Annotated in this window: 14 protein-coding genes; 5 read left to right on the top strand and 9 right to left on the bottom strand. The window is 70.0% G+C overall.

Annotated features, from left to right (window positions below; all coding sequences use genetic code 11):
- Positions 1-30 precede the first annotated feature (30 nt).
- The 9 genes from NCC78_RS04030 to NCC78_RS04070 all read right to left on the bottom strand — a co-directional run bounded on the left by NCC78_RS04030 (position 31) and on the right by NCC78_RS04070 (position 20,334).
- Complete coding sequence (locus NCC78_RS04030) at positions 31-1,617, bottom strand: serine/threonine-protein kinase (RefSeq protein ID WP_250791810.1); 1,587 nt, start codon at positions 1,615-1,617, stop codon at positions 31-33.
- Between the two features lie 48 nt (positions 1,618-1,665).
- A complete protein-coding gene (locus NCC78_RS04035) occupies positions 1,666-3,624 on the bottom strand; it encodes an N-6 DNA methylase (RefSeq protein WP_250791797.1) in 1,959 nt (652 codons plus the stop codon).
- Between the two features lie 2 nt (positions 3,625-3,626).
- Positions 3,627-4,409 carry a DISARM system phospholipase D-like protein DrmC gene (gene drmC, locus NCC78_RS04040; RefSeq protein WP_250791798.1) on the bottom strand — a complete coding sequence of 261 codons (783 nt, stop codon included), beginning with the start codon at positions 4,407-4,409 and terminating at the stop codon, positions 3,627-3,629.
- Complete coding sequence (gene drmB / locus NCC78_RS04045; RefSeq protein WP_250791799.1) at positions 4,406-6,304, bottom strand: MrfA Zn-binding domain-containing protein; 1,899 nt, start codon at positions 6,302-6,304, stop codon at positions 4,406-4,408. The genes drmC and drmB overlap by 4 nt, the downstream gene beginning before the upstream one ends.
- The gene (gene drmA / locus NCC78_RS04050) at positions 6,304-10,140 is read right to left on the bottom strand and encodes a DISARM system helicase DrmA (protein ID WP_250791800.1); all 3,837 of its coding nucleotides are present in this window, start codon (positions 10,138-10,140) and stop codon (positions 6,304-6,306) included. Before drmA ends, drmB begins: the two co-directional genes overlap by 1 nt.
- Positions 10,140-14,216 carry an Eco57I restriction-modification methylase domain-containing protein gene (locus NCC78_RS04055; protein ID WP_250791801.1) on the bottom strand — a complete coding sequence of 1,359 codons (4,077 nt, stop codon included), beginning with the start codon at positions 14,214-14,216 and terminating at the stop codon, positions 10,140-10,142. Before NCC78_RS04055 ends, drmA begins: the two co-directional genes overlap by 1 nt.
- Positions 14,213-17,335, bottom strand: a complete 3,123-nt coding sequence (drmD, locus tag NCC78_RS04060; protein ID WP_250791802.1) for a DISARM system SNF2-like helicase DrmD — start codon at positions 17,333-17,335, stop codon at positions 14,213-14,215. The genes NCC78_RS04055 and drmD overlap by 4 nt, the downstream gene beginning before the upstream one ends.
- A 168-nt stretch (positions 17,336-17,503) precedes the next feature.
- Entirely contained in the window at positions 17,504-18,409 is a 906-nt protein-coding gene (locus tag NCC78_RS04065; protein WP_250791803.1) for an 8-oxoguanine DNA glycosylase OGG fold protein, read from the bottom strand.
- On the bottom strand, positions 18,406-20,334 hold the full coding sequence (locus NCC78_RS04070) for an N-6 DNA methylase (RefSeq protein WP_250791804.1): 1,929 nt from the start codon (positions 20,332-20,334) through the stop codon (positions 18,406-18,408). Before NCC78_RS04070 ends, NCC78_RS04065 begins: the two co-directional genes overlap by 4 nt.
- A 102-nt stretch (positions 20,335-20,436) precedes the next feature.
- Between NCC78_RS04070 and NCC78_RS04075 the strand changes: the two genes are divergently transcribed.
- From NCC78_RS04075 to NCC78_RS04095, 5 genes are all read left to right on the top strand, one after another.
- On the top strand, positions 20,437-20,964 hold the full coding sequence (locus NCC78_RS04075; protein ID WP_250791805.1) for a DUF4352 domain-containing protein: 528 nt from the start codon (positions 20,437-20,439) through the stop codon (positions 20,962-20,964).
- Between the two features lie 95 nt (positions 20,965-21,059).
- Complete coding sequence (locus tag NCC78_RS04080; RefSeq protein WP_250791806.1) at positions 21,060-21,824, top strand: hypothetical protein; 765 nt, start codon at positions 21,060-21,062, stop codon at positions 21,822-21,824.
- A 34-nt stretch (positions 21,825-21,858) separates the two neighbouring features.
- Complete coding sequence (locus tag NCC78_RS04085) at positions 21,859-22,680, top strand: ribonuclease HI (protein ID WP_250791807.1); 822 nt, start codon at positions 21,859-21,861, stop codon at positions 22,678-22,680.
- A gap of 36 nt (positions 22,681-22,716) precedes the next feature.
- Positions 22,717-23,640, top strand: coding sequence for an Rv1352/Rv1906c domain-containing protein (locus NCC78_RS04090; RefSeq protein ID WP_250791808.1), 924 nt, complete (start codon positions 22,717-22,719; stop codon positions 23,638-23,640).
- Between the two features lie 147 nt (positions 23,641-23,787).
- A partial coding sequence (locus NCC78_RS04095; RefSeq protein WP_250791809.1) for an AAA family ATPase occupies positions 23,788-24,524 on the top strand: 737 nt, incomplete at its 3' end.

Here is a 24,524-nt window from a genome sequence, read left to right on the forward strand (position 1 = left end):
GCGGTGCGGTCCGCCGATCGGCGGGGTGGTTCATCGGGACTTGGGCCGGCGCAGCCCGGAGAGCAGGTCGGCAATCTCCTGAGCGCTGGGGTGGGTGGCGCTGTGCAGACGGGTCTGGTCCGCCAGCAGGCGGGTCAGGGTCTGTTCGGCGGCGTGCCGCTGGCCCGCTCCGAGTTGGAGCAGGCCGATCTGGCGGCGCAGTTCCAACGTTCGCGGGTCGTCCGCGCCGAACGCCTCGGTCTCGTCCCGCACGAGCGCTTCGAGCTGCCGCAACGCCTCGCTGGTCTCGCCGAGGAGCGCTCGGCAGGTGGCGCCCCTCAGCCGACAGTGCAGCGCGAGATCAACACGCGGACCCTGCTCCCGGGCCGCATCCTGGGCGAGTTCCTCGTAGGCCGGCCCAGCCCGCCGGTAGTCGCCTTCTTCGAAGAGCGCGTCGGCGAGGTCGCGACGGGCACGCGCCACGTCTTCGTCGGCCCCGCCGAGGACGGTGATCGCTGGCGCGACCGCGGCGGCAAGGACTTCGGCCGCCTGGCCGTAGCGGGACGATCCGACCAGCCGACTGGCTTCGGCTCGTGCACGCCGTAGATCTGAGCGCCCGGCTGCCGACGTTTCCCTCGGCAGCCGCTGTGGTGGTGCCGGCGGGTCCGCCGGCTCATTGGTGGGCGTTGGCGGCAGAATCGGCGCGACGGACAGCGTCGCGGGGGCCGACGTGAACACCCGCCCCAGCATCGAGCCGTACATTCGGGTGGGGCTCACCGTCGACACTGCGTCGAGGATTCCCGGGATCGGCCCGAGCCCAGTGGCGAAGGGCAGCAGCCGGTCGTAGACGGCCTGGGCGCTCACCGGCCGGGCCTCGGGCTTCTTCTGCAGCAGATGCAGCAGCAGTTCCTCCAGGCCGGCGGGTACGTCGTCGCGTACGCCGCGCACCGGCAGCGGCTGGTGGCTGACCTGCTTGCTCCACACGTCGTACGAGGTGGAACCGGTGAAGAGCCGCTCGCCGGTCAGCATCTCGTGCAGCGTGCAGCCCAGCGCGTAGAGGTCGGTGGCGGGGCCGCTGATGTTCGTCTCGATCTGCTCGGGCGCCATGTAGGCCGGCGTGCCGGGCGGCAGCCCGGTGGCGGTGATCTTCGAGAAGTCGGAGAGGGTGGGCGCCGCGGCGAGTCCGAAGTCGAGCACCTTGACCGCGCCGTCGGGTTGGAGCATGAGGTTGCTCGGCTTGAGGTCGCGGTGCACGAGCGAGGCCTGGTGCGCGGCGGTGAGGACCGCACAGACCTGGGCGGCGATCCCGGCCGCCCAGCCGATGGGCAGCGCGCCCTGCTCGGCGACCAGGTCGGCGACGCTGATCCCCTGGATGCGCTGCATGACGAGGTAGGGGCGACCCTCGTGTGAACCGACGTCGTACACGGCCGGGACACCGGGGTGCTCGAGCCGCGCCGTGATCCGCGACTCGCGGACGAAGCGGCGGATGTAGTCCTTGTCCTGCTCGCCGTTGGGGAAGCGGATGAACTTCACGGCCACGTGCCGGTCCAGTTTGGTGTCGTGTCCCAGCCACACCTCGCCCATGCCGCCACGGCCGATGGGCAGGTCATCAAGCTCGTACCGGCCATTGATCAGCATCCCCACCGCGACAGCCCTCCCCGTTCTCGATCCCGCAGCATGCGCAGGCTAGTCCGCCGTCGTCGGGCGCAGGGTCCCGTCCCCGAGACCGACGAACCCCCGCTCGACGATCTCCTCCCCCAGAGCCGTCGCCTCTCGCAACCGCGTCTCGAACGCCATCAACCGACGGAACGCGGCTCCGATCCGGCGCTGCTCCGACAGGGGCAACCGGGGCAGGCGGGTCCGGCGGATGTCGAGGCGGCCCGCGAGGGATGAACCGCCGGAACCCGAACCAGGCCGAGTGGCCCGCAGGAAGCCGGCCAGGAAGTACGGGTCCACCTGCTCCGGGTCGACCCGGAGCAGGTAGAGCCGCGGGCCGAGCAGCGGGCCGCCTTCGGTGGCGACATGGACAGCGGACGCTCGTGGTGCGAGGGGTGTCACCACGTCGCCCGCCTTGAGGGTGACCGCACCGGGGAGGGGCACGGCCGTCCCGGATGCCGAACGCCCGAGCCGTACGTCCCGGGCGGTGAGCACCGGCACGGGTCCGTCCTCGGCCGTACCCATCTTCATCGGAGCCTGCCGGATCGTGACCGCACCTGTTCTGACCAACTCGCCGACGGTGGTCATCACCGGAACGTCGGACGACGGAATATCGGTCAGGTCCGGCAGCGCCGGCACGAGGGCGTCGACCGCGGCGCTCAGCGCCGCCAGCACGGGTGGAAACGCGGACGATGGCGTGCCCGCGGCAGCGAGGTGCCGTGCCGGCGAGAGGTCGACATCGTCATCCAACAGGTCGATGATCGGCACCGCCCGGCTCCCGGCCGGCAGCTCGGACCCGGCGGAGAAGGCTGCCCACGCCTGGACGGCACCTGCTGGTTCGGAGCAGGCATCGACCATGAGCACCTCGTCGGGACGCCGCGCCCCGTCTGGGCGCTGCATAAGCCACACATCCGGTGCCACCGTCCCGGCCGGCCCGGTCGCCGGCAGGCAGATCACCGCGCGCAACGCCCCGGCTCGGAGCAGGTTGCTCCTGATGCGCCGGCCTGAACGCCGGCTGGCGGCAGCACCCGGCATGAGAATCGCGACCCGGCCGCCGGGCCTGACGTGCCGGAGACAGTGCTGCACCCAGGCCAGTTCCGGTTCCCCCCGGGGCGGCAGGCCGTACTCCCAACGCGCATCGCCGGTCAACTCGTCGTGGCCCCAGGACCGGTCCCCGAAAGGCGGGTTGCACACCACCGCGTCGAACAACTCCCCGGCGTACGCATCGGATCGCAGCGAGTCCGACACGGCGACCCGGGCGTCGCCGGTGTGCAGCAGGAGCCGGGCGGCGGCGATGCGGGCGGCCGTCCGGTTCACCTCCTGTCCTCGGAATTTCCGGGACGGGCTGTCGGCAGCGGCGAGCAGCAGGGTGCCGATCCCGCAGGCGGGGTCGAGAATCGTCTCCGCCTCCGACGCGACCAGTGTGGCCATGAGCGAGGCGAACGCCGCGGGCGTGACGGTATGGCGGCGGGAGTGGACCTCCAAGTAGCGCTCGCACAGGAAGTCGAAGACCGCCAGAGACCCTTCCTGGTCGGCCGCCTCCGCAGCCAGGCGGACGATGGTCACCGCATCCTGGTCCGGCGCGTCGGTGATGAGCGGCGCGAACTCCGGAACGACCGTCCGCGCCGTTTCGACCAGCCGTTCCACAACGACGGCGTCAGGCTGATCAGCGAGGCTCTTCCAACCGGCCGGATCCCGCTCGAGGAAAACCAGGAAGCCACCGAGGTAACCGATCCGGTCGCCCAGTTGCAGGTCGGCGGCACCGCGCAGCGACTGCCAGACCCGGTCGACGGGGGTTAGCCGGAACGGCTTGTCGTGGCGACTCAGCCAGTCCTCAACCTCGGCCAGGGCGAACAGCGGGCTCGCGGAGCTGCCCCCGACGGGCTGCGGGAAGTCGGGGAAGCGCCGCCGCCAGTTACTGACAGCCGCCCGTCCGACGCCGGCGAGCCGCGCAATGTCACCGGCGGCGACAGCCTCCGAGCCCGGCATGATCACCATCCCTGTCCGGAGGTCCGCAGCCGGGCCAGCACCCCGCGGGTCTGCAGCTCCGCGATGTGCTCGGCCGCCCGTTGGGGTGCGGTGCCGCCGCGCACCAGCAGCCCCGCCTCGATGTTGCGGTTGACCCCGGACTGAGTGAGGTTGGCACTGGACACCAACAACACTCGGCGATCGGCGACGGCGATCTTCGCGTGCATCTTGGCGTGGTCCTCGGTCCGCTGCTCGACCGGCCAGTGCCACAACTGGACGCCGGGCAGGTTCGCGAAGGCAGCGGCGGGTTCGGTGCCGTTCAACGCTCCGCCGGCTCCGGCCAGTGTCTCGACCACGATGGTCACGGCCACCCCGCGGGCGACCGCCGCCGTCAGCGCGGCCAGCAGCGGCGAGTGGGGCTTGGCGGAGTACGTCATCAGCAGCAGCTCGACGTGGGCCTCCGCGATCAGGTCGACCAGCACCTGGGCGGTGGCGCGGACCGGCACCGGGTGGGTGCTCGGCCCGCTCCACACCGACTCGATCCGTACCGCCGCTGACCGCTGCGCGTGCCCGGCGGCCAGCCCACGCAGGTAGGCCGCCGCCTCCACGCCCGGCAACCCGGAGGCGCGCTGCGCGCCCAGCACCGCCCCGGCCGCCTCCGCGAAGCCGGGCACCGGGACGGCGTGCCGGACGGCCTGTTCCGGCGAGCCGTCGCCGAGGCGGTCGGCCAGCACCCGCAGGTGTCCCGGGCCGAGCCGGTGCACCGCGGCCTCGGCCGCCGCCTCGAACGCCGGACGCCAGGTCACGGCAGCTCAGGGAAGAGCGCCAGGTCCGGCTTGTCGATCGGTACGACGAACCGCCGGTCCAGGAACCGGTTACCGCGCTCGCAGGTCGTCTCGGAGACGAAGAGGCAGACGTGGCAGGCGGCCCCGTGCAGGAAGTCCGCCGGGTCCTGGGGCAGCCGTTCGGCGCAGAGCGGGTCCGACGAGCAGTGCATGGCGTCGGCGAGGGCCCGCCGGGTGAGCCGGACCAGCGAGTCGTGCTCGGCCAGAGACACCAGGCCGCCAAGGGTGCCTTCGGCGTCCGGCACGGCGGTGTAGATGAGGATGCCGGCGCGCTGTGGGTCGGCCTCGGTACCGGAGTAGATCCGTTCGGAGAGACTCGCCGAGCTGTATCCACACTCCAGGGAGATGGTGCGGATCAGCAGGTGCGACAGGGTGTGCAGAGCGATGTAGCGCTCCCCCGGCCAGAGGTGCATCGGGTCGAACGGTCCGGCGATGCGACCGGAGTAGCGGTTCTTGCGGAACCGGGCGTACGCGTCCCGGTGTTCCTGCATGACCTCGGTGTACTCGATCCGCTGCTCCCACGCGGCGAGCAGGTCCTCCGGCAGGCGCAGGAAGATGCCCTCTCCGCGTACCTCGCTGGCCGGCACCCAGGTCGCCGCCGCCTTGGTCAGCGACGCGCGGGTGACGAGGTCGGGGTCTTCCGGGTCGGGCGAGTCGAGTCGGGTGAAGCCGACCAGCGCGCGGACTTCGCGCAGCCGTTCGGCCTGGATCACGTCGGCGTAGACGTTCTTCAGCTCGCCAGGCACACCGTCAGGGTCGCGGCGGAGGGTGAAGTCGTCCGTTGCCGGCGGTAGCTGCCCGGCGGAGAAGATTTCCCATTCCGGCGTACGCAGGTCGGGGTAGCCCTTTTCCTCCTCGTCGCCCTTGGCGCCGGTGCGGTGTCGCTCGATCGCCGTCCAGATCTCCTGGTCGCTCCACCTTTCCAGCTCGCGGAACGCCGGCACGACCGTGCGCAGGTACGGCAGCATGTCCACGTTGGGAACACCCTCCAGGGCGGCCCAGTGCTGTTCCACCTTGGCCTGGAGTTCGCTCGCGCCGGTGCGCGGCACGGCCAGGGCGGAGAGGGTCTGCGCGAACCACTGGTTGGACGCGCCGACGACCAGGAGCTTCAGCTCGGCACCGCCGCAGCCCTTCGGGTCGAAGTCGCCCAGGTGCGGCCGGCGGCCACGGCAGCGGGGAAGCTTCTCCGCGCCTCGAGGACCGAGGACCTCCTTCATGTTGCGGCGGGCACCGCAGGGGGCGCACTTGATCTCGACGTTGGCACCCAGGTTGCCGCCGCGGTCGTCCATCTTCAGTTTGGGATGGCTGGCGTTCGGGCAGGCGCCGCCCTGGTGGGCGAAGTGGGCGTACGGGAAGTCGTCGAGGTGACCGGCGGTGCAGGCGAGCACGAACCGGGCGCCGACCGCCATCGGTCTGCGCCCCGACTTCTTGCGGCTGCACACGGTGTGGAAGAAGCGGGCCTCGTGGGGCTTACGCGGCTTGGAGTTCTCGAAGCCGAAGACGTTCGAGTCGATCGGCGCCAGGTCGTCGCAGGCGGTGCAGCGCAGCCAGCCGGGAAACGGCGTGATGGGCACCCCGACGCGGCCGGCCGGGCCGGTCGGTTCCCGGTCGGTACCGTTTAGCCACGGCGCCGGACGCAGTTCCTTGACCGAACGCAATCCCAGCGCCCGCACGGCGGCGAGCAGCCGAGGCTCCACGATCTCCTCCCAGCCGGGCACGACCGAGTAGTTCCAGTCGTCGAGCCCTCGGACCAGGACGGAGAAGTTGGGCAGGTCGACGATCGCGCCGACCCCGGTGGTGAACATCAGGTGGCTGGGGCGGACGGCACCGACCCGCCGGAAGTAGTTGGCGGCCATCAGTTGCCCTTCCCGGTCAGCGTCGATTCGCCCAGCTCATCCCCGTCGGGCAGGTCCTCATCCCGTTTACCGTCGGTCTGCGGGCCGAAGGACCACTCCGGCGTCCCGTACTGCGGGTTGAAGATCTCCCCGCCGGCGGGCAGCACCAGGTTGATCTCGTTCTCGGTCTCCCGCATGGACTGCCCGACCGTCAGGCCGGTCCACCGCCCGCCACCGGCCACGGTCAGCAGACCATCGAGCTTCTGTTGTTTGAACGTCCCCTCCGAGTAGCCGAGACGAGACGAGCCGGTCTTCTTCTTGTTCCACTCGTCGCGGAGCGTGTTGATCCGCTCCTGGAGGTAGTCGCGCCCGCGCGTCCCGCTGATCGCCTCGGCGCGGGCCAACAGCCGGCCGATGACCCGCTGCACCTCCGGACCGTCGAGCGGCACGTCGTGGGCGTCGGTGTTGCGGGAGAAGCTGTCCTCGCCGTTGCGCACGGCCGCGACGAGGGTCGCGGTGGTGCCCCGGTCCAGCGCCCGCCGGGTGTACGGGGTGACCGACAGCGCCTCCACCTGGCGGTAGAAGGTCGCGTGGTAGTACTCAAAGTCCTCGTAGTGGGCCAGGTCCCGCGGCCTGGTCCAGTTGTAGAGGGTGACCACCAAACCGGGCCGCTTCGCGTCGCGGCCGACCCGGGAGGAGGCCTGGATGTACTCGGCGGTGTTCTTCGGCTGCCCGGTGACGACCATCAGGCCGAAGCGGGACACGTCGACGCCGACCTGAAGCATCGAGGTGGCGAGCACCGCGTCGACGGGCACCCGGTTCTCGTCCTGCCGCCGGTAGAAGCTCTGGGTAACCGCATGTAGGGACAGTTTCGGGTTCGACGTGGTCTTGGCTTTGAACGCGTCCCGCATGTCCTCCAGCACGGCCCGCCGTCGGGCAGAGGTGTCGAGCTCCGGGTCGAAACCGTTCTCCAGCCGCTTGAGCACCTCGCTGATGTCGGCGGAGGAGACCCGGGAGGTGAGTTCCTGCACGTTGAGCATCTGCGTGCCGGCGATCCGGTCGGAGAGGCCCTTGCGCCGGCCGTGGCTGCGGACGCGGGTGGTGACCTGGTCGTCGAGGAGACGGCGCATGCCGGCCAGTTCACGGGTGGCGCTGAAGTAGCCGACGGTGGTCATGTACGGGTCGGCCGGCTGCCCGTAGGTGTCGAAGAGGGTCTGCCCGGCGATGAGCAGGATCTCGGAGAGGCGGATCTCCGCCGACTTCATCCGGACCCCATGTGCGCAGACGCCCAGGTAGCGGCGGCCGGGGTTCTGCACGGTGACGGGTACCTGCCGGCTGAAGAACGTGTCGGTGATGTCGATGACCGGCGGCGGGAAGACGGCGAGCTGTCGGCCGAAGACGCCGAGCACCTGCTCCCGGGCCCGCTTGGTGGTCGCCGTGGATGCCACGATCTTCGGCCCGGCCTCGCGGCCGCCCGGCAGCGACCAGGTACAGAGCTGGTCGACGGCCGCCTCGAACAAGCCGACGATGGTGCCGAGCGCACCGGAGATGAGGTGCAGCTCGTCCTGGATGATCAGGTCCGGCGGGCGCAGCCGAACGACCGGCTCACTGGTGACGGCCGGCAGCTTGCCCTTCTTGTTGTGCCGGGCCCCGCAGCCGGTCTTCGCGTCGAGGTCGTCGTGCCGGTAGCCGTGCCGGGGGCAACGCTCCCGGACCCGGCCGAAGAGCATCCCGGCGAAGCCCCGCCAGGGCAACTGGGCGAGTTTGTCGACGGTGGCGATGACCAGGCTGGGGGCGTACCGGTAGATCTCCTCGTCGATGGTGAGGATCGGCAGGCCCTCGGCGGAGCGGGTCCGGGAGAACGGGCAGGCGTCCGGGCCTTCGGCCTCCGGGCAGTAGAGCAGCACCCGCCGCTCGTCCTCGCGGACGGTCAGGTCACGCTCGGCGCGCAGCTTCGACCCGCACCACGGGCAGCTCAACGTCTGCAGGACGTTGGTGAACTTGCCGTTGCCGACCTCGCGCGCCTCCGCGATCTGCTCGGCGGCTTCGGGGAACCAGTTCGGGGACACCCCGCCACCGACCCAGAGCCCGATCCGGAACGGCTCCGCACCCCAGGTGCTCTCCGCCTGCCGACGCAGCACCTCGGCGGCGCAGACCAGGGCGGCGGCCCGCTGGAACTGCTGCGCGGTGAGCAGCCGCAGCGTGTACCGCATCAGCACGGCCACACCGCCCGCGCCGCTGCGGGCGTCGGCACCGGCACCGACCACGCCTTGGAGACGGCGGATCGCGAAGGTGAAGGCGGTCAGCCCGAGGTAGGCCTCCGTCTTGCCACCACCGGTGGGGAAGAAGAGCAGGTCGACGGTGGCGTCCCGGTCGGCGGCCCGCTCCGGATGCGCCGGGTCGGTGATCGACGGCAGATTCAGCAGTACGAAGGCGAGCTGGAACGGGCGCCAGGAGGCGGCTGCGACGCCGCGCGCATCGATGGCAGCTCTGGCCTTGGCGTACGACAGGCCCTGCTCCTCGCGGAGCCGGGCAACCTCGCTGTGTCGACGTTGCAGCGCCATCGCCTCGTTGGCGAAGCGGAAAGCGGCGATGGCGTCGGCGTGCTTCTCAATCTCCGGATCGGTCAGCAGTGCGATGCCGGCCCGGATCCGCTCGGCGGCCCGGCGCGCGTTGAAGACGGCGGTCACGGCGGCCGGGCGCAGTGGCTCCGGCAGGCCAGGAATCTTCGCCTCTTCTTCGTCCAGCCAGGCCTCGTACCCGTCGGCCAGTGGCGCGAGCCGGGTGCGGAGCCGGTCGATGTCGGCGGTGACGAGGGCGTCCATGGACAGTTCCACGCCCGCCAGGCCGCTGTCCGCGCCGACCTGGGCGACGGTCGCCGGCACGTTGTGGGTGGGCAGCCAGGTGGTGGCGAGCTGGTACGCGCACCGCTCGCCCTCGCGCACCGACGGGTGGACGGCGACGTTGCGGCCGGAGGCATAGCGGCGCTGCGACCGGTAGAGCAGCCGCAGGTGCGTCTCCTCCAGGTCGTCACCGACGCCCTGCACCCCGTCCAGCGGGTCGTCGATCGGCAGGAAGACGGCGGCGGCGCCATCCAACGCGCTCGCCGTCAGGGCGGCCTGGAATAACCAGGCCGTGTCACCGTTGCTGGTCGCCTCCAGCTGGGTATTGATCAGGGCGAGCTGCACCACCCGGCGGCCGTCGCGCGGCCGGACCTCGACGGCCAGGTGCACGCCCGGATCGTCCTCGTCCGGCACCGTCAGCGGCATCCGGTAGGACGACTCGCTGTCGAGGCGGACCTCCTTGCGGTACGACACCGGCTCGCGGTACCAGACCCGGCGCTTCTTGCCCTTGTCGTCCTCGGACTCGCGCAGGTCGTAGCGACCCCAGTCGGCGGTCACCGTCAGGACGTCGACATCGCCGGGGACGGCGAACGACAACCCCATAGACGAGGCCCACATCTTGCCCAGGTTCTGCGGGGTGACGACCTCGGGCAGCTCGGCCTCCGCGCCGTCGCCCTGGACGGCGGCGTCCACGTCCGCCACCTCGGCCGCTTCGCGACGGTCGGACCTGGGGCGCTGCTTTGGCCCGAGCATGCCGACGAGGTAGCGCTCGCGCGGTCCCATCGCCCCGGGGCGGAACTCCTCCCGCTCCCCGTCCCACGGGCCGAGCAGGTCCCGCCCGATTAGCTCCTCCAGCTCGTCGCGTACCTGGTAGGAGCTGACATCGGGGAACGTCTGCGGTACGTCGAGCGGCGGGATGAGCGCCTGCTGGTCGGCGTCGTCACTGCCGGACAGCGAAAGTGCCTGTTGCTCGCCACGGGGGTGCGGGAAGAGTCCGCCCTGTACGTCGACCATCACCACAGCCCCAGTTCGCTGGTCTTCGCCTTGCGGCCGGCCTTTTTGTCGTGCAGGCCCTTGGCGACCTCCTCGGCGTAGCGCTGGTGGTTCAGTTCCAACAGCCGGTCGAGAATCTCGCGCTCGACGGTAGAGCCCACCGTGTATCGGATATAAACACCCGCCTTGTGAAAGCCGTGATCGAGCCCATTTGTCATTAGGTCGTCCCACCCGTAGGCGCGGCACACCGCCTCGTCAATTGCCCGGTGGATGCGCTGCAACTCCAGGATGTCCTCATCCCGAGAGTCTGGATCGAAGACCAGGTTGTAAGTCGCGGTAAGCCCAGCTTGCCGACTCAACATCACGTTTCGTCGAAACGTGTCAAGCCGCTCCCCAAGGTCCCGCATTTCCTGGGTCAAATTCGGCAATGGGAAAGTTTCATACACGTCAGATGGCGTGTAGATCGGCCTAGTCTCTAGCTTCGAACCATGATGTATTGCCCACCAGTAGTGAACAGAGCTAGACAGCAGGGCAAGAACAGCATGGTCATCCGAGGCGAAAATGACGTTATTGCTGCTAATAACTTGCGCAGTCGGCACCATTGCAGGCATGACCGACTTGCTAATCTGCACAATCACGATTACTCGGGCCAATCCTGCTGTCGCTTTCACCAGGGCCGGCCGCTTTTCCGCATATTGCCAATACCGTTGCGGCAACGGCTTCCTTAGCACGTAGGAACCATCCGCCTTCCGCCGCTGCCGCTCGGGCTTCACCTTACTTTGAACAATAGCAAAGACTTCTCCGTACTCGCTCGCTCGCTCCTCAGACCAATCGTGAAAGTTGACGACCCACCGACTCGCACTACAATCTGGCCGAGAGTTTAAGTCCTTGCCGTTAAGGAAGGGGAGAAGAACTTCTTTATTACGAGGATCCCGCCGAATGAGAGCGGCTGCCTCCTGTGGCTCCATCGTGAATCCCATACCCAGCACATACAGGCCGAGGAAGGAGAATCCACCGTTCGCCAAGAGACGCTGTGGACTGCCGCTCACGCGCGACCGAGCATCAAGGGAAGTCGTTATACCCGGTACCGCGACCCCGTCGAGGACGCACTTCGCCTCATCGTTAAGCGGCGCTTGAGTTGTCCACAACGCACAATATTCAAGGGCAGCAGACCTTGAGGGCCATGGCTGACTTTTGACAGCTCGCCTAATCGTCACCCCATCGATCGCAAGCCTATCCAACCCGACCTCACGGGTGTCGCCTTGGGTTAAGGTGTTAGTTGCAATGAGGCCGGCTTGCCCCCGCCTATTGAGCAACCGATGTGCGCGAAGCACGAAATAGGCAACCAGGTCACATCGGCCTCCAGCACGATGGCCGCCTGCGACCGCCCACACCAGGTATTCTCGGTAGCTTAAGCCAAACGGGCCAGTGATTTTGGTTCCACCTAGGAACGGTGGATTGCCGATTATGGCATCGAAGCCGCCCTTCTCAACAACCTCAGGGAAAACCAACGGCCAGTGCAGGGGGTTTCGGTCGAACGAGCCGTAAACGTGGTCGGTGGCTAGCCACGTTGCCCGCTCTCGCTTCGCCACCGACTCCTCTTGGCCCGAAGCGACATCATTTGCAAGCTTGGCTGCCTGGAGTGACCCCGCGTTCAGGCCCTTTTCACCCTTGGATGCGTAGGCGAGCGCAGCGCCGACCGCTAGATCGGCGAAGAAGCGGAGTTGGGATGACATCGCCTCCGCGGCGCAGAGAAGTTCGCGTTTCTTGGTCAATGCGGCCATCTGGTCGCCGCCAAAAGCAACCTCGCCAATTTTGCGGCGCTCGGCGGCGACCTCGGTGACTAGCGAACGCACGCCGGACGTCCAGTCGAAAATGCCGCTCTCGTGAAGCTCTCGGCCCTTCTTCGGGTCCGTGTGCATGTACTCAAGCTGATCGAGCGAGGTGATGCCGAGCAGGGAGTCGCCGGCGACAAGGCGGTCGTCGAGGAAGGTGAAGGGACGCTGCGGATCCATGGAGACCAGCCAGAGCGACAGCTTCGCCATCTCCACGGCCATCGGGTTGATGTCCACCCCGTACAGGCAGTGCTCGATGACCTGCCGCCGCGCCTCCACCACCAGCGGGTCCTCGTCAACGTCCACCGGTCGGTCGAATCCACGCTGCTGGTAGGCGAGCGCCCGCTCGTCCCCTTCCCGCGACCACGCCTCGATCAGGTGGCCGGCAAGATAGCGAGCGGCGGCCACCAGGAACGCCGCCGACCCCAAGGCGATGTCAGCGACTTTGAGGGCGAGGATCTCCTTGCTGGACTTCGGCTTCCACTGTGACTTGTCGGCGGTCTGCAACGGCCCGGGCTCGTAGACGAGCGGCTCCAGCGCCCCCTCGACCACCTCTTCGGCCAGGAAGCGCGGCGTGTAGTGGGTGCCGGTGTTGCGGCGAAGTGCCGACTCGGTGACGAAGAGCGCGCCCGGCAGGATCACCACGGGCAGGCCGCGCAGATCCTCACGGATGACCCCTACGAAGGGCAGCAACCGCTCGGAGAGCGGATAGTCGCCGCCGGTGACGGCGAGCAACTTCTTGCGGGCCTCCTCGCGCTCCACCCCGTCCAGCGGTGCCAGCCGCTTGGTCAGCGCCGCGACCGACCCAATCTTCGAGTCCTTGTATTTCTCGGCGAGCGCCTTGGCCAGCGCGGGCACCTCGGACGCCCGCTCACCCAGAGCTTCCAGGTCGGCGAGCGCGACCTCCTCCTCTAGCCCTTCCTTGCCGATCAGCCCGACGGTGACGTCCTCGGCACGGAAACCCTCGAAGGCGAGCAGGCCCTCATAGACGTACCCGATCTGCTCGACGTCGAGGGCGCGGAAGCTGAGCGTGCGGCGCTCGCGCGACCGGCCGGTGCCGATTTCGACGTACTGCACGGCGCGGAGCATGTGCAGCACAGTCCGGTCGTCGATGGTCAGCGGCAGCCACGGCGTGGCCTCCGGGTCGAAGAGCGACCCGTCGTGGCCGTGCATGGTGAGCCGGGGGTGATCGACGCCCCGGTAGACGGCGTTGAACAGGGCGAGCAGCCGGTGCCAGGCGGCGGAGCTGTGCTCCAGGTCCTCCTCGCTGCCCTCAATGACCCGCTGCTCCAGCTCGGCGCAGAGCCGCCCCGCGGAGTACGCCTTCACATACAGCTCGTTGTCGGCGGGGAGCAGCTTGCGCTCCTCGGCGAAGAGCAGGAAGACGATCCGCATCATCACCGCGACCGCGCCGCGGTAGACCTCGTGCGCGTCGACGTCCTGGAGGCCGCGCCCACCGAGTTCCCGGTCCCGCACGTCGGTGCGGCCCATCGCGGCCACCAGCAGTTCGACGGCCTGGCGGACCTGGACGCCGAGCGCCTCGGTGATCTCCTCCTGGCTGCCGAGGCTGGCTCGCAGCAGCGGCACCAGCCGCTCGGCATCGGGGACGCTGAAGAACCGGTGCCGGGACAGCAGCGAGGCGAACGCGCGAACCACGTCGCGCTCGGCCGCCTCGGGCCACGCCACGACGTCGAAGACCGCCGTGGTGGTGACGCCGCCGCGCGGCGCCCAGACCAGGGTCCACCAGCGGCCATCGGTGACCAGACCCAGCTCGATGTTGTGGTGGCGGCACAGGTGGGCGAGCCGGTCGACCGGGGTCGCCGCCCACGCGGAATCACGAATCCGGGCGGTCGGCTGGCTGCCGGCCGGGCAGATCATGCCCAGCATTCGTACGCTGTCGGGCTTGACCTCCTCGCCCGGCTCTACGAGCGCGAACGACGGGCGCAGCTCGGTGTCGTGCTCGGCGACGGTGTGCACGAGCGTGTCGAGGCCGTCGGTGTGCAGCGTGTCGCCCCAGCTGAGCAGCTCACGCAGCACGTACTCGATCCAGGGCTGCTGGCCCGCGGCGGTGTCGGCCTGCCAGGTGGCGTGCTCCTGGCGCAGCCGCTCCCGGGATTTCTTGTCGAGCGCGTCCAGAGTCGGCCAGGTGGCGCGGAGCACCGGCAGGCTCAGGAACGGGCCGCTGACCTCGACCAGGCTCAGCCAGTTGCGGTGCTGCTCGGCGCCGTCCGGTGCGGCGGGACGTCGGAAGGTACGGCTCATCGGATGGCCTCCCGCTTCGGCACGACGAAGACCACGGCCACCGGGAACCGGTGCGGCTTCGGGTCGCGGTAGCGGGCGGCGACGACGTCGAGTTCGCGGTCGCGCTCGACTTGCAGGGCCGACAAGCGTTCCTCCCAGGATTGACGATCCTTGCGGTACTGAGCGAGTTCTTCCTTGCTCTTCGCGGCGACGGCGACGCTGAACAGCGCGTCCTCGGCGTCGTCGTCGGCGAGCGCACCGCGCAGGGTGGCGGCGAACTGGTCGAGGTTGTCGATGATGCGCTGCTGCTCGGCCTCGCGCCGCTGGTCGAGCTTGCGCTTCAGGGCCTCGTGGCGGGTGGCGGCACGCCAGTCGATGGCGGAGAGCAGTCCGTCGGCGACGCGGGGCCAGCGCTCGGCGAGCCGGGCCTCAACCAGGCCGGAGGCCGCGCTGCCGGTGGTGAGCGCCCGGTCGAGGATGCCGCCGAGGGTGCCGAGGTTCTCCAGCCGGCGGAACCGGCCGTGCTCGGGCGCCCAGCCACCGGCGTAGAGGACCTCCTCGTGCAGCCGCACGCCGTCGGTGCCGACCAGCACGAACCGGGAGTACGCCCCGACCAGCACGTCCTCCAGCGCCGGGTCGTCGCTGACCACGGCGGTGACCCGGTGCAGCCCGATGTCCGGGTTGGAGACGGCGGCGCGCAGCAGCCGGGTCGACATGGCGACCAGCGGGTGGTTCAGGTGGGCGAGCACGATCTCGTCCTGCCCCTTCGCCACCGCCGGCTCAAAGGTGACCGGCAGTTGTCGAGGTGGCTCGTCGTCGCGCTGCAGTTTCGCGGTCAACCCGGCGGCAGCCCGCTGCCAGGAACCGGTCAGCGGCGGGACGGTGTAGAGGCCGTCGACCAGGTGCCGGTCGTCGATGTGCCGCTTCAGCGGCTGCTGACGGGCCAGTTCCAGCGCGGTGTCGACGACCCGCTTGACGGCCGGCGGCGTGATGCCCAGCTCCTCGACGGTCTTGTCCAGCTCCGCCCGGAGCCGGACCACCTGCTCACGCAGGTTGGCCTCGGTGGGCAGGCTGCGGGTGCTCTTGGCCTTGCCGGCCTTGTCGATGTCCACGGTGACCTGCTCGCCGAGCATCCGGCGCTGCACGGCCTCGGCGAGCACGGCGTTGACCGAGCCGAGGTCGGCCTCCATCCGGGCCACCTTGGTGGCGACCCGGGACAGGAACTCCAGGTCCGCCTCGTAGGAGTCGACGGCCTTGCCGAAGCCGCTGCCCACGAAGTGCTTGATTTCGGGGGCGGTCGTCTGGCCGTACCGGTCGACCCGCCCGATCCGCTGTTCCAGCTTGTTGGGGTTGAATGGGATGTCGTAGTTGACCAGCCGGTGGCAGTACTTCTGCAGGTCGATGCCCTCGCTGGCGGCGTCGGTGGCGAGCAGGATGCGCACCGGCTGCTTCGTCGGGTCGGCCTGGAAAGCCAGCCGCAGCTGCTCCCGCTCCTCGGCGGGCGTACCGCCGTGCAGCAGCACGAGCCCCTGCCCGGCCAGACCCTCCTGGCGGAGCAGCTCGGCCAGCCAGATCTGGGTGTCGCGGTATTCCGTGAAGACCACGACGCGCTCGTTGGTCCAGTGCCGGCCATCCGGCTTGCAGACCGCGCTGAGGTAGGTGATCAGCTCCTTGGCCTTGGCGTCCGGCAGCGCCTCCTTCGCCTCGGCCCACTGGTACATCTTCTCCAGCAGGGCCATCTCGTCGGCGGTGGCGTCGGGCTGCATGGCCCGGGTCCGGCCGAGCGCGTCGTCCTCGGCCTCGGCGAGCTGGTCGTCGGCGTAGGTGGCGACGTCGTCGAAGAAGTCCTCCATCCACTCCGGCACGTCGTCGTCGGCCGGCAGGACGGCGGGCGCCTTGCGGCTGCGCAGGGTCTCCAGGTAGACGCCGACGGTGTGCGCGAACGCGGCGGGGCTGGAGAAGAGCCTCTTCTTGAGCAGCAGCGTCACCAGGTCGGTCGCCTTGCGTCCACGCTGGGAGTGCAGCCGCTTACGTCGCAGCTCGGCGAACTCGGTGAGCAGGGCGTGGATCTGCCGCTCGCTCTCCGGGTAGGTGACCGGGATCGCGGTGGCGACCCGTTCCACGAAGCGGGGCTTTCCGTCGGCGTCCGTGACGTCGCGCTTGAGCCGCCGGACGACCGTGTCCCGCACCGCGGACTGGTCCGGCTCGACGCCCCGCGCGAACCGTTGGTTGTCGAGGATCTCCAGCAGCGCGGTGAACGACGCCTGGTAGCCGTTGTGCGGGGTGGCGGAGAGGAAGAGCCGGTGGGTGAAATGCGGTGCCAGCCGGCGGATCAGCTTGGTCTGCTGCGAGTCGACCGCGTAGACCTGCTTGGGGGCTGCCGGGGCGACGTGGTGCGCCTCGTCGAGGATCAAGAGGTCGAAGGTGCGCGGGTAGGTGGGGCCGTCGGCGGGAAGCACCTCGTCGAGCAGGCGCTGCGCCTTCTGCCCGCGCAGCCAGGGCAGGCTAATGATGCTCAGCGGGTAGACCTCGAACGGGTTCGCCGCCGAGCCGTGGGTACGGCGGACCGTGGCGCAGCGTTCGGCGTCGATGATGGTGAAGTCGAGGCCGAACTTCTCGGCCATCTCGTCGCGCCACTTGAGGGTCAGACCGGCCGGGCAAACGATCATGATGCGCCGGGCCCGCTGGCGCAGCAGCAGCTCCTGGGCGACCAGGCCGGCCTCGATGGTCTTACCGAGGCCGACGTCGTCGGCGAGCAGCAGGTTGACCCGGGGCGCGTCGACCGCGCGGGCCACGGGCTCCAGCTGGTAGTCCTCGATCGCGACACCGGAGCGGAACGGGGACTGCAACGTCTTCACGTCGGCGGAGGTGACCGCCGACCAGCGCACGGCGTCGAGGAAGGCGGCCAGCCGCTGCGGCGAGTCGAACTTCCCCTCGGTGACGTCGGGCAGCGAGCCGCTGGGCAGCACCTGGCGCCCCGGTTCGACCTCCCAGATGACGTCCAGGTGGTGGCCGTAGCGGCCGTCCTCGACGCTCTGCAGGCTGACCAGGCTGCTGTGTTCGCCCTCCTGCACGTCGCTGACCACCCAGCGCTGGCCGCGTACCGCGACCAGGTTGCCGATCTCCGGCTTTGCCGTCATTACGCTCGGCATCTTTCCCCCATTGTTGGTTCGCCCCACACGAATCCGACCCGCACCGTACGCCCGTACTGACACGGTCACAGTCCACCGAAAGGCTTGTTTGTTCACTTCACAGGCCAGCCGGACAGCAAGAGGATCCTCCCGCCGGCGTCTCGTCAATCCGACTGATCAGTCAGGTACGCGACACTGTTGGCCGTCGGGTCCGTCGTCGGGCTCGCCCCGGAAGAGCAGCAGCTCCACCAGCTCCGGCGTCCATCGCTCTCCGGACGCCGACAGCTGCACGGCGGCCCGACACATGAAGGCCCGGTACACCTGATAGCGGCGGGACGACCAGCGTGGTCCTCGCCAGAGCCACCGGGCTGCGGGGCCGTTCACCGCATAAGCTTCACCAGCGCGTCGCTCCCAGAAGCACCACATCTGCCGCGCAAGCCGCTTGTCCAGAATCGGTGCCAGGCACCGCTCGTCGTCCGTCCTGATGGCGAAGTAGAGGAACTTCGTAAAGAAGGCGGGCCCGAATCCGGGGATACGGCTGCGTTCCAACAACAACTGGTAGGCGTCACGGCCGCCCTGGTCGTCGAGGACCTGGACGGCAGCAGCCAGCCGGTTGTCGATCTCGCCGGGGGACAGCCCGGGAAGAGGCCCTCGGCCGTTCAGGATCCAGGAGAGCCGGGCCGGGCCGAAACCACGCTTGCCCCAGCCCCAGGCGAAGGAGGTGACCAGCAGCGGCAGCCAGGCTCCGCTTCCGCGGCACTCGCGCGCCACGTCCGTCACCGCACGTCGGCTCAGCGGCAGGCACGCCTGACCGTCGGTCTCGAAGGGCAGGTACTCGGCGAACCTGGCCCAGCGTGCCGGCACAACGTCGATCGTGTGCCTGTCGACCAGTTCCTCAGCGCTGAGTGGCCCACCCCCACACCGGGCCTCCCACTCGCGGCGCTGCCGCCTGAGCCAGTCCTGCTCCTCGGCGGTGAGGCCGCCCTCCACCACGCCCCTGTCGTAGTCCGACGCGTCGTCGGGAAGCACGTTCCGGTAGTCGCAGGGCTGCTCCCCCGCCGGGTCGTTCGGGTGCGCGGTCACTGTGCACCGCCCTCGGGGCGAAGTGTGCCGGCAGCCAGGCCGTCCGCGGCGAGTCGCACCAGCTCGGCGCTGAGCGACCCCACCTCTGCGACAGCCGACTCGAACGTGAGGAGCCGCTGGAATGCCTCCCCCTGCGCCCGTTGCTCTTCCAGCGGCAGCCGCCGAATCTGGGCTCGCCGGATGTCGATGCGGGTGCCAGACAGGCTGGTCGTCTGCTTGTCGTTGGCTGAGCTGCGGAGCTGCCCGGCCAGGAACCACGGGTCCAGCGCGGCCGGGTTGGGACGCAGCAGGAAGAGGTGGCCACCCAGCAGCAATCCTTCCGAGGTGATCACCCTCGCGATCAGGTAGCGTGCCGCGGCCGGCACGACCACGTCCCCGACCATCAGTGGAACGCGCTCAGGCAGTTTGCCGTCGTCACGGTCGGACGCCTCGGTACCGGAAATCACATCACGCCCGGTGAGAACCGGTGCGCCGTTCGACTCACCAGCCGTGTCGTCTTCCCCCCCGGCCGACAGCGGGCGGATCGGGCCGATCAGCTCCAGGGCGCCGGTGCGGATCAACTCGGCGATCGAGAGCGTGAGTGGCGTGGCCGTCCCGCCCGGCGCCGGTCGGACCTGCGGCATCAATGCCGGCAAGTCGCCGACGATCGCGGCGAGCCGCTTCGTCGTGCGTACCAGTTGCTCCCCGCTCGGCCCTATCTTGACAGCGAGTTGTCGGCGCGCGGGGGTCAGGTCGACCTCCTCGTCGAGGAGCTCGATCACCGGGACCGTGCGGGCGAAGCCGGCCTCCTCGACCTCCATGGCCGGAGCCTCGGCGAAGGCCCGCCAGGTGGCCAGAATGCGCGGGAATACCTCAGCCAGGTCGCCGCCAGCGGCGTCCACCAAGAGCGCCCGCGTCGGGGCCTGGGCGTCTGTCGCGGCGCGGCGCAGCACCCACAGGTGCAGTGGTACGCCGTGCGGCGCCGCCGCCCCGGGCGGCAGTGCGATCACGGCGCGGAGGTGCCCCCGACGCAGCAACTCCTGGCGGATCCTCTTGCCCGCTCGCCGGCCCGCCACCGTGGGCGGCATCAGCAGGATGGCATGCCCGCCGACCCGTAGGTGGGCCAGAGCGTGCTGAGCCCAGGCCAGCTCCGGTTCGGTACGGGGTGTCGTGCCCACGATCCAGCGCGGATCGTGGCCGAGCGCCTCGTCGCCCCAGTTGGTGGCGCCGAACGGTGGGTGGCAGACCACCGCGTCGAAGGTGCGGCCGGCGAAGGCGTCGGCGCGCAGCGAGTCGCCCGGGATGACCTCACCGGGCACCTCGCGCAGGGCGAGCCAGAGCCCGGCGAGCTTGGCGAGGTCGGAATCGAGCTCCTGCCCGTGGGCCGAGGTGCAGCCGGCGCGGGCGGCGGCCCGAAGGGTGGCGCCGGAGCCGGCGGCGGGGTCGAGAACGGAGCCGCCATCGACGCCGGCGAGCCCGATCATCAGGTCGGCCAGCTCGTCGGGGGTGGCGGAGGGTCGGCCTGGGCCGGGGGCGGAGAAGCGTCGCCACAGCTCGTCGAAGGCGGCCTGGGGGCCGAGTTCGTCGGCGAGGGCGTCGATGTCGGGCCGCAGGGCGGAGAGGTGGGCGTCGGCCCGGCCGGGACCGGGACGTTCGCCGCGTTGTCGGGCGAGCAGCAAGGCGCCCACGGCGGAGAGCGCGGCGGCCGGGGTCTCCTTCGGCGCGGCGAGGTGCTGCCAGAGCCGATCGGCGCGAGACAGCTCCGGAAGCTTGCCCTGGCCGCGTAACCACTGCTCGACCTCAATGAGGTCGAACTCTGGGCTGGCCGTGGTGCCGCCCACCGGCGCCGGGAAGTCGGGGTGCCGTTTGCGCCAGTTACTGACCGCGGCGCGACCGACCCCGGCGAGCCGAGCGATCTCTGCGGCGGTGACGGTCGGTGTCTTCACGTCAAAAGTGTCGCACCCCTGTCAAGGTTCGTCGCGTCTGTTGACAGAGTTGTCGGACGATGCTCTTATTGACGCCGCAACGTTCACAACAGGAGGACAACGATGCGCAAGACCACGACCCTCGCCCTGATCGCCACCGCCGTCGTCGCGCTGGGCTGCGGCTCCGGATCCACCGACACCGCCAGCAGCTCGGGCAGCGGCGATGCCAAGGGCGAGGACAAGGCGCCGAAGACCGCGAAGATCGGCCAGCCGGCCCGGGACGGGAAGTTCGAGTTCACGGTGAAGTCGTCGAAGTGCGGCCTCGCCAAGGTCGGCACCTCGATGCTCGGCGACAAGGCCCAAGGCCAGTTCTGCCTGGTCACGATCAACGTCAAGAACATCGGCAAGGAGCCGCAGACCCTCGACGGAAGCAGCCAGAAGGCCTACGCCGCGGACGGCACCGAGTACTCGTCCGACACCGAGGCCGGCATCTACGCCAACGAGGACCAGAGCACCTTCTTCGAGGAGATCAACCCGGGCAACCAGGTGACCGGCGTCTTCGTCTTCGACATTCCGAAGAACGTCAAGCTCACCAAGCTCGAGCTGCACGACTCGGCCTTCTCCGGCGGCATCACCGTCGCCCTGAGCTGACCCTCCGCCGTCTCGTCGGGGCGGGCGAACCCGCCCGCCCCTCTCTTCCCCAGCCTTCGCAGATCACCTCGCCAGTTCACATAGGAGTGCCCGCCGTGACCGATCCGACCGACCCAAAGCCCTCCGACGAACCGGCCGACGAGCCGCAGCCCGCACAGGAACCGCACACGCCGCAGACCACGCCTCCGGCGGCCGACGCCGAAGTGCCGGCTCCGGACGTGACCGTTCCGTCCGGCAGCGCCCCGGTCGGGACCCCTGGCCCGGCGAAGCGCTCCACCGTCCGCCCCTGGGCCGTCGGCAGCCTCGCCCTCGTCATCGCCCTCGGCGCCGCGGTGGCCATCGGCACGGTGGCCGGCGACGACGCCGGCCCTGCTGCCAGCGCGAACAGCTCGACGTCGGCCGCGCCGAGCAGCCCCGCCACGACGACGGCCGCCCCCACGAGCGCCGCTCCGACCACGGCCGCGCCGACCAGTGCGGCGCCCTCGCCGACGACGGCCGCTCCCCCGCCCAAGCCGCCGTCCTACAAGACGCTGAGCGAGCGGCAGTGGAAGCTCATCGCCAAGAACCCGGACGCGCACATCGGCAAGACCTACGTGGTCTACGGCCGAGTCACCCAGTTCGACGCCGCGACGGGCGTCGACAACTTCCGGGCCGATGTGGCGCACCGGCGGATGGCCGACGAGTACGACTACGAGACGAACACGCTCCTCACCGGCCTGTCGTCCGACCTCGAGAACCTCGTGCAGGACGACATCTTCCGCGCCAACGTCACGGTGCTCAGCTCGTTCAGCTACGACACCCAGATCGGCGGCGAGACGACCGTGCCGCTGCTTCAAGTCGACTCGATCAAGGTCCTCTGACCCCTCCCCCCTTCATGAGACGTCAGGAGGCGTTGTGCGTCCCGATGAGTTCCTCCGCGCCCTGGACCTGCTCCCCGATCCCCTGCACGACCGCGCCGCCGCGCTGCGCGCCTACGCCCGGGTGACCCGCTGCGAGGACTGCCAGCGAATCGGCGACGGCGTACGGCTCGCACTCACCGCCGCCCACTACGACGAGCTCGCCTCGGCCGGCCAACTCCTCGACTCGGCGGAGCGGCAGGCCGCCGGGCACGGCTCGGTTTGCCGGCCGCAGCCGAGCGACCACCAGCGGGGCCGCGGCCGGATCGGCCGCTGGGCAGGGGCGTCCACCGCCCTGGTCGCCGCGACCGACGCCAGCTGGAAGGCACGCGCCGGCGGCCTCGGGTACGTCGTCAGCGACGGGCACTACGGCCTGCTCAGCCGGGGCACCGGCCGGATGGATCCCACGGGCGTCTCGCGAGTCCTGATCAACGAGCTGCGGGCGGTCGACTTCCTGCTCTCGGCGTACGACGAGGCGCCGGCCGGGATGACCGTGCTGTTGGACAGCCTGACCGCCCTGCGGTACCTGCACCGCTGGCAGGCCGGCGAGACCGGTGCCATGCCGGCCGGCTACAGCCTGCGGCCGCGCCGGTGGGCCGCGCAGCCGACCCTGGTGCGCCTCGCCGAACTGGTCAGCCGGCGGCCGGACCTGGCCTTCGCGCACGTCAAGGGCCACAGCGGCCACGCCCTCAACGAGGCGGCCGACGCCCTGTCCCACATGGCGCGCCGCCGGCTCGGCGAGACCTTCGACGTACGCCCGCGGGCCCACGCCCTGGTCGAGGCGTTCCTGCGCGACTGGCACGCAACCGTTCCCCGCTGACCGACATTCGCGGACCTCCCACGCCTGGAGACGATCATGGTTCTCACTGACCAGGGCACCGCCATCCCCTCGACGGTCACCTCGATCCGCTCCTGCGCCGGTCCCGGACTGCGCCGTCGCCGAGCGGGTCTCCTGCTGCTCACCGCCGTGCTGGCGACCGGCGTACTGACCGGCTGCGGGAACGACCCGCAGACCACCAACAGCGCGCCGAGGGCATCGGCCAGCCTCACGTCCTCGACGAGCCCGTCCCCCACGGCGAGCCCCCCTCCGGTCGACCGGGACGGCGACGGGCTGGCTGACGGCGTCGACGCCTACCCCGACGACGCGAAGAACACTCCACAGCAGGTGCCCATCACCGTTGCATGCAACACCGGGGAGGCGTGGGACTCGGAACTCCCCGTCACCCCGGGCGGGGACGGCAGACCCGACTTCAGCCAGGTCTGGCCGGCGAAGCCGACCTCGTGCGAGATCGAGGGCGCCATCACCATCGTCTCCCCCACCGAGAAGGCCGCCTACAAGGCCTCCGGCTACGACGACCAGGACGTCTCGACGCTGTACGAGATCTGCGCGGCGGTCGACCCGGACGACGGCTATGCCGAGGCCGGGTTCGCGGCCAGCGCGGATCAGATCCGCGAAATCAACGCCGCGCTGATGCTCTGCCCGAAGCATCCGTATGCGAAGACGTGGCGCGAGGCGGTCAAGCGCGGCCAGGTCGACGTCGACCTGGAGGCCGACGGTCGGCTCTTCGGACCCGGCACCTTCCGTATCGGCAAGGAGATCAAGCCCGGCACGTACGTCACCACCGACGTCGACGGCTGCTACTGGGAGCGGCAGAACCGCTCCGGCGACATCATTGACAACTACTTCACCAACAGCGCTCTGCGGGTGCAGGTCACCATCCGCTCCTCCGACTACGCCTTCAGCTCCCGGGGCTGCGGCGAGTGGCGCCCCGCCCGCTGACAACCCGGTCGCACGAACGGGGCAGCTCTACAGCCACGGGCAGAACCCCTGATCCGCCCACGACATCAGCTCCACAGCATTTCCCCGCTCATTCAGGGCGGGCCGACAGCCGTGCCGGCCCGCGGAGACCACGCGCCTGGAGACGACATGCCGCTCCCCCGTCAGCCCTCCCCCACGACACAGGACCTTCCCACTCGCCGCACGGAGCCACTGGCCGAGCTGATCTTCGACCGGCTCACCGCCGACGACGTACCCGATGACACCGCCGAGCTGGTCCTCGCCGCGCTCAGCAGCACCGACGACCTGGCCGTCGCGCTCGACGGCGGGAAGACCACCCTGGACCTCGGCAACCCGGGCAGTGGGGAGCCGCCGGCGCAGATCTGGCTCTCCTCGGTGACCGTCGCCGGGTTCCGGGGCGTCGGCCCGGAACGCACCCTCGCCATCGAGCCCGGCCCGGGGCTGACCCTGGTGGTCGGCCGCAACGGTTCGGGCAAGTCGAGCTTCGCCGAGGCGGTGGAGCTGGCCCTGACCGGTGACAGCGCCCGCTGGGCGGACCGCACCAGTGTCTGGCGGGCCGGGTGGCGCAACCTGCACGCGCCCGACCCGTGCCGGATCGGGGTCGAGCTGCGCCTCGACGGGGTCGCCACGCCGATCCGGGTGTCCCGGTCGTGGGTGCCCGGCGCGGAACTGGGCGCCGCGGAGGTCACCGTCGCCAGCGACCGGGGGCGGCACACCGATCTCGCCGAGCTGGGGTTGGCGCGTCCGCTGGAGCTGTACCGGCCGTTCCTCACCGCCGCCGAGCTGGGCCGGCTCACCGCCGGCACGCAGAGCCAGCTCTTCGACGCGATCTCCGCGATCCTTGGCCTGGAGGCGATCACCGACGC

This window comes from Micromonospora phytophila (assembly GCF_023656545.1).
Taxonomy (GTDB): Bacteria; Actinomycetota; Actinomycetes; order Mycobacteriales; family Micromonosporaceae; genus Micromonospora; species Micromonospora phytophila.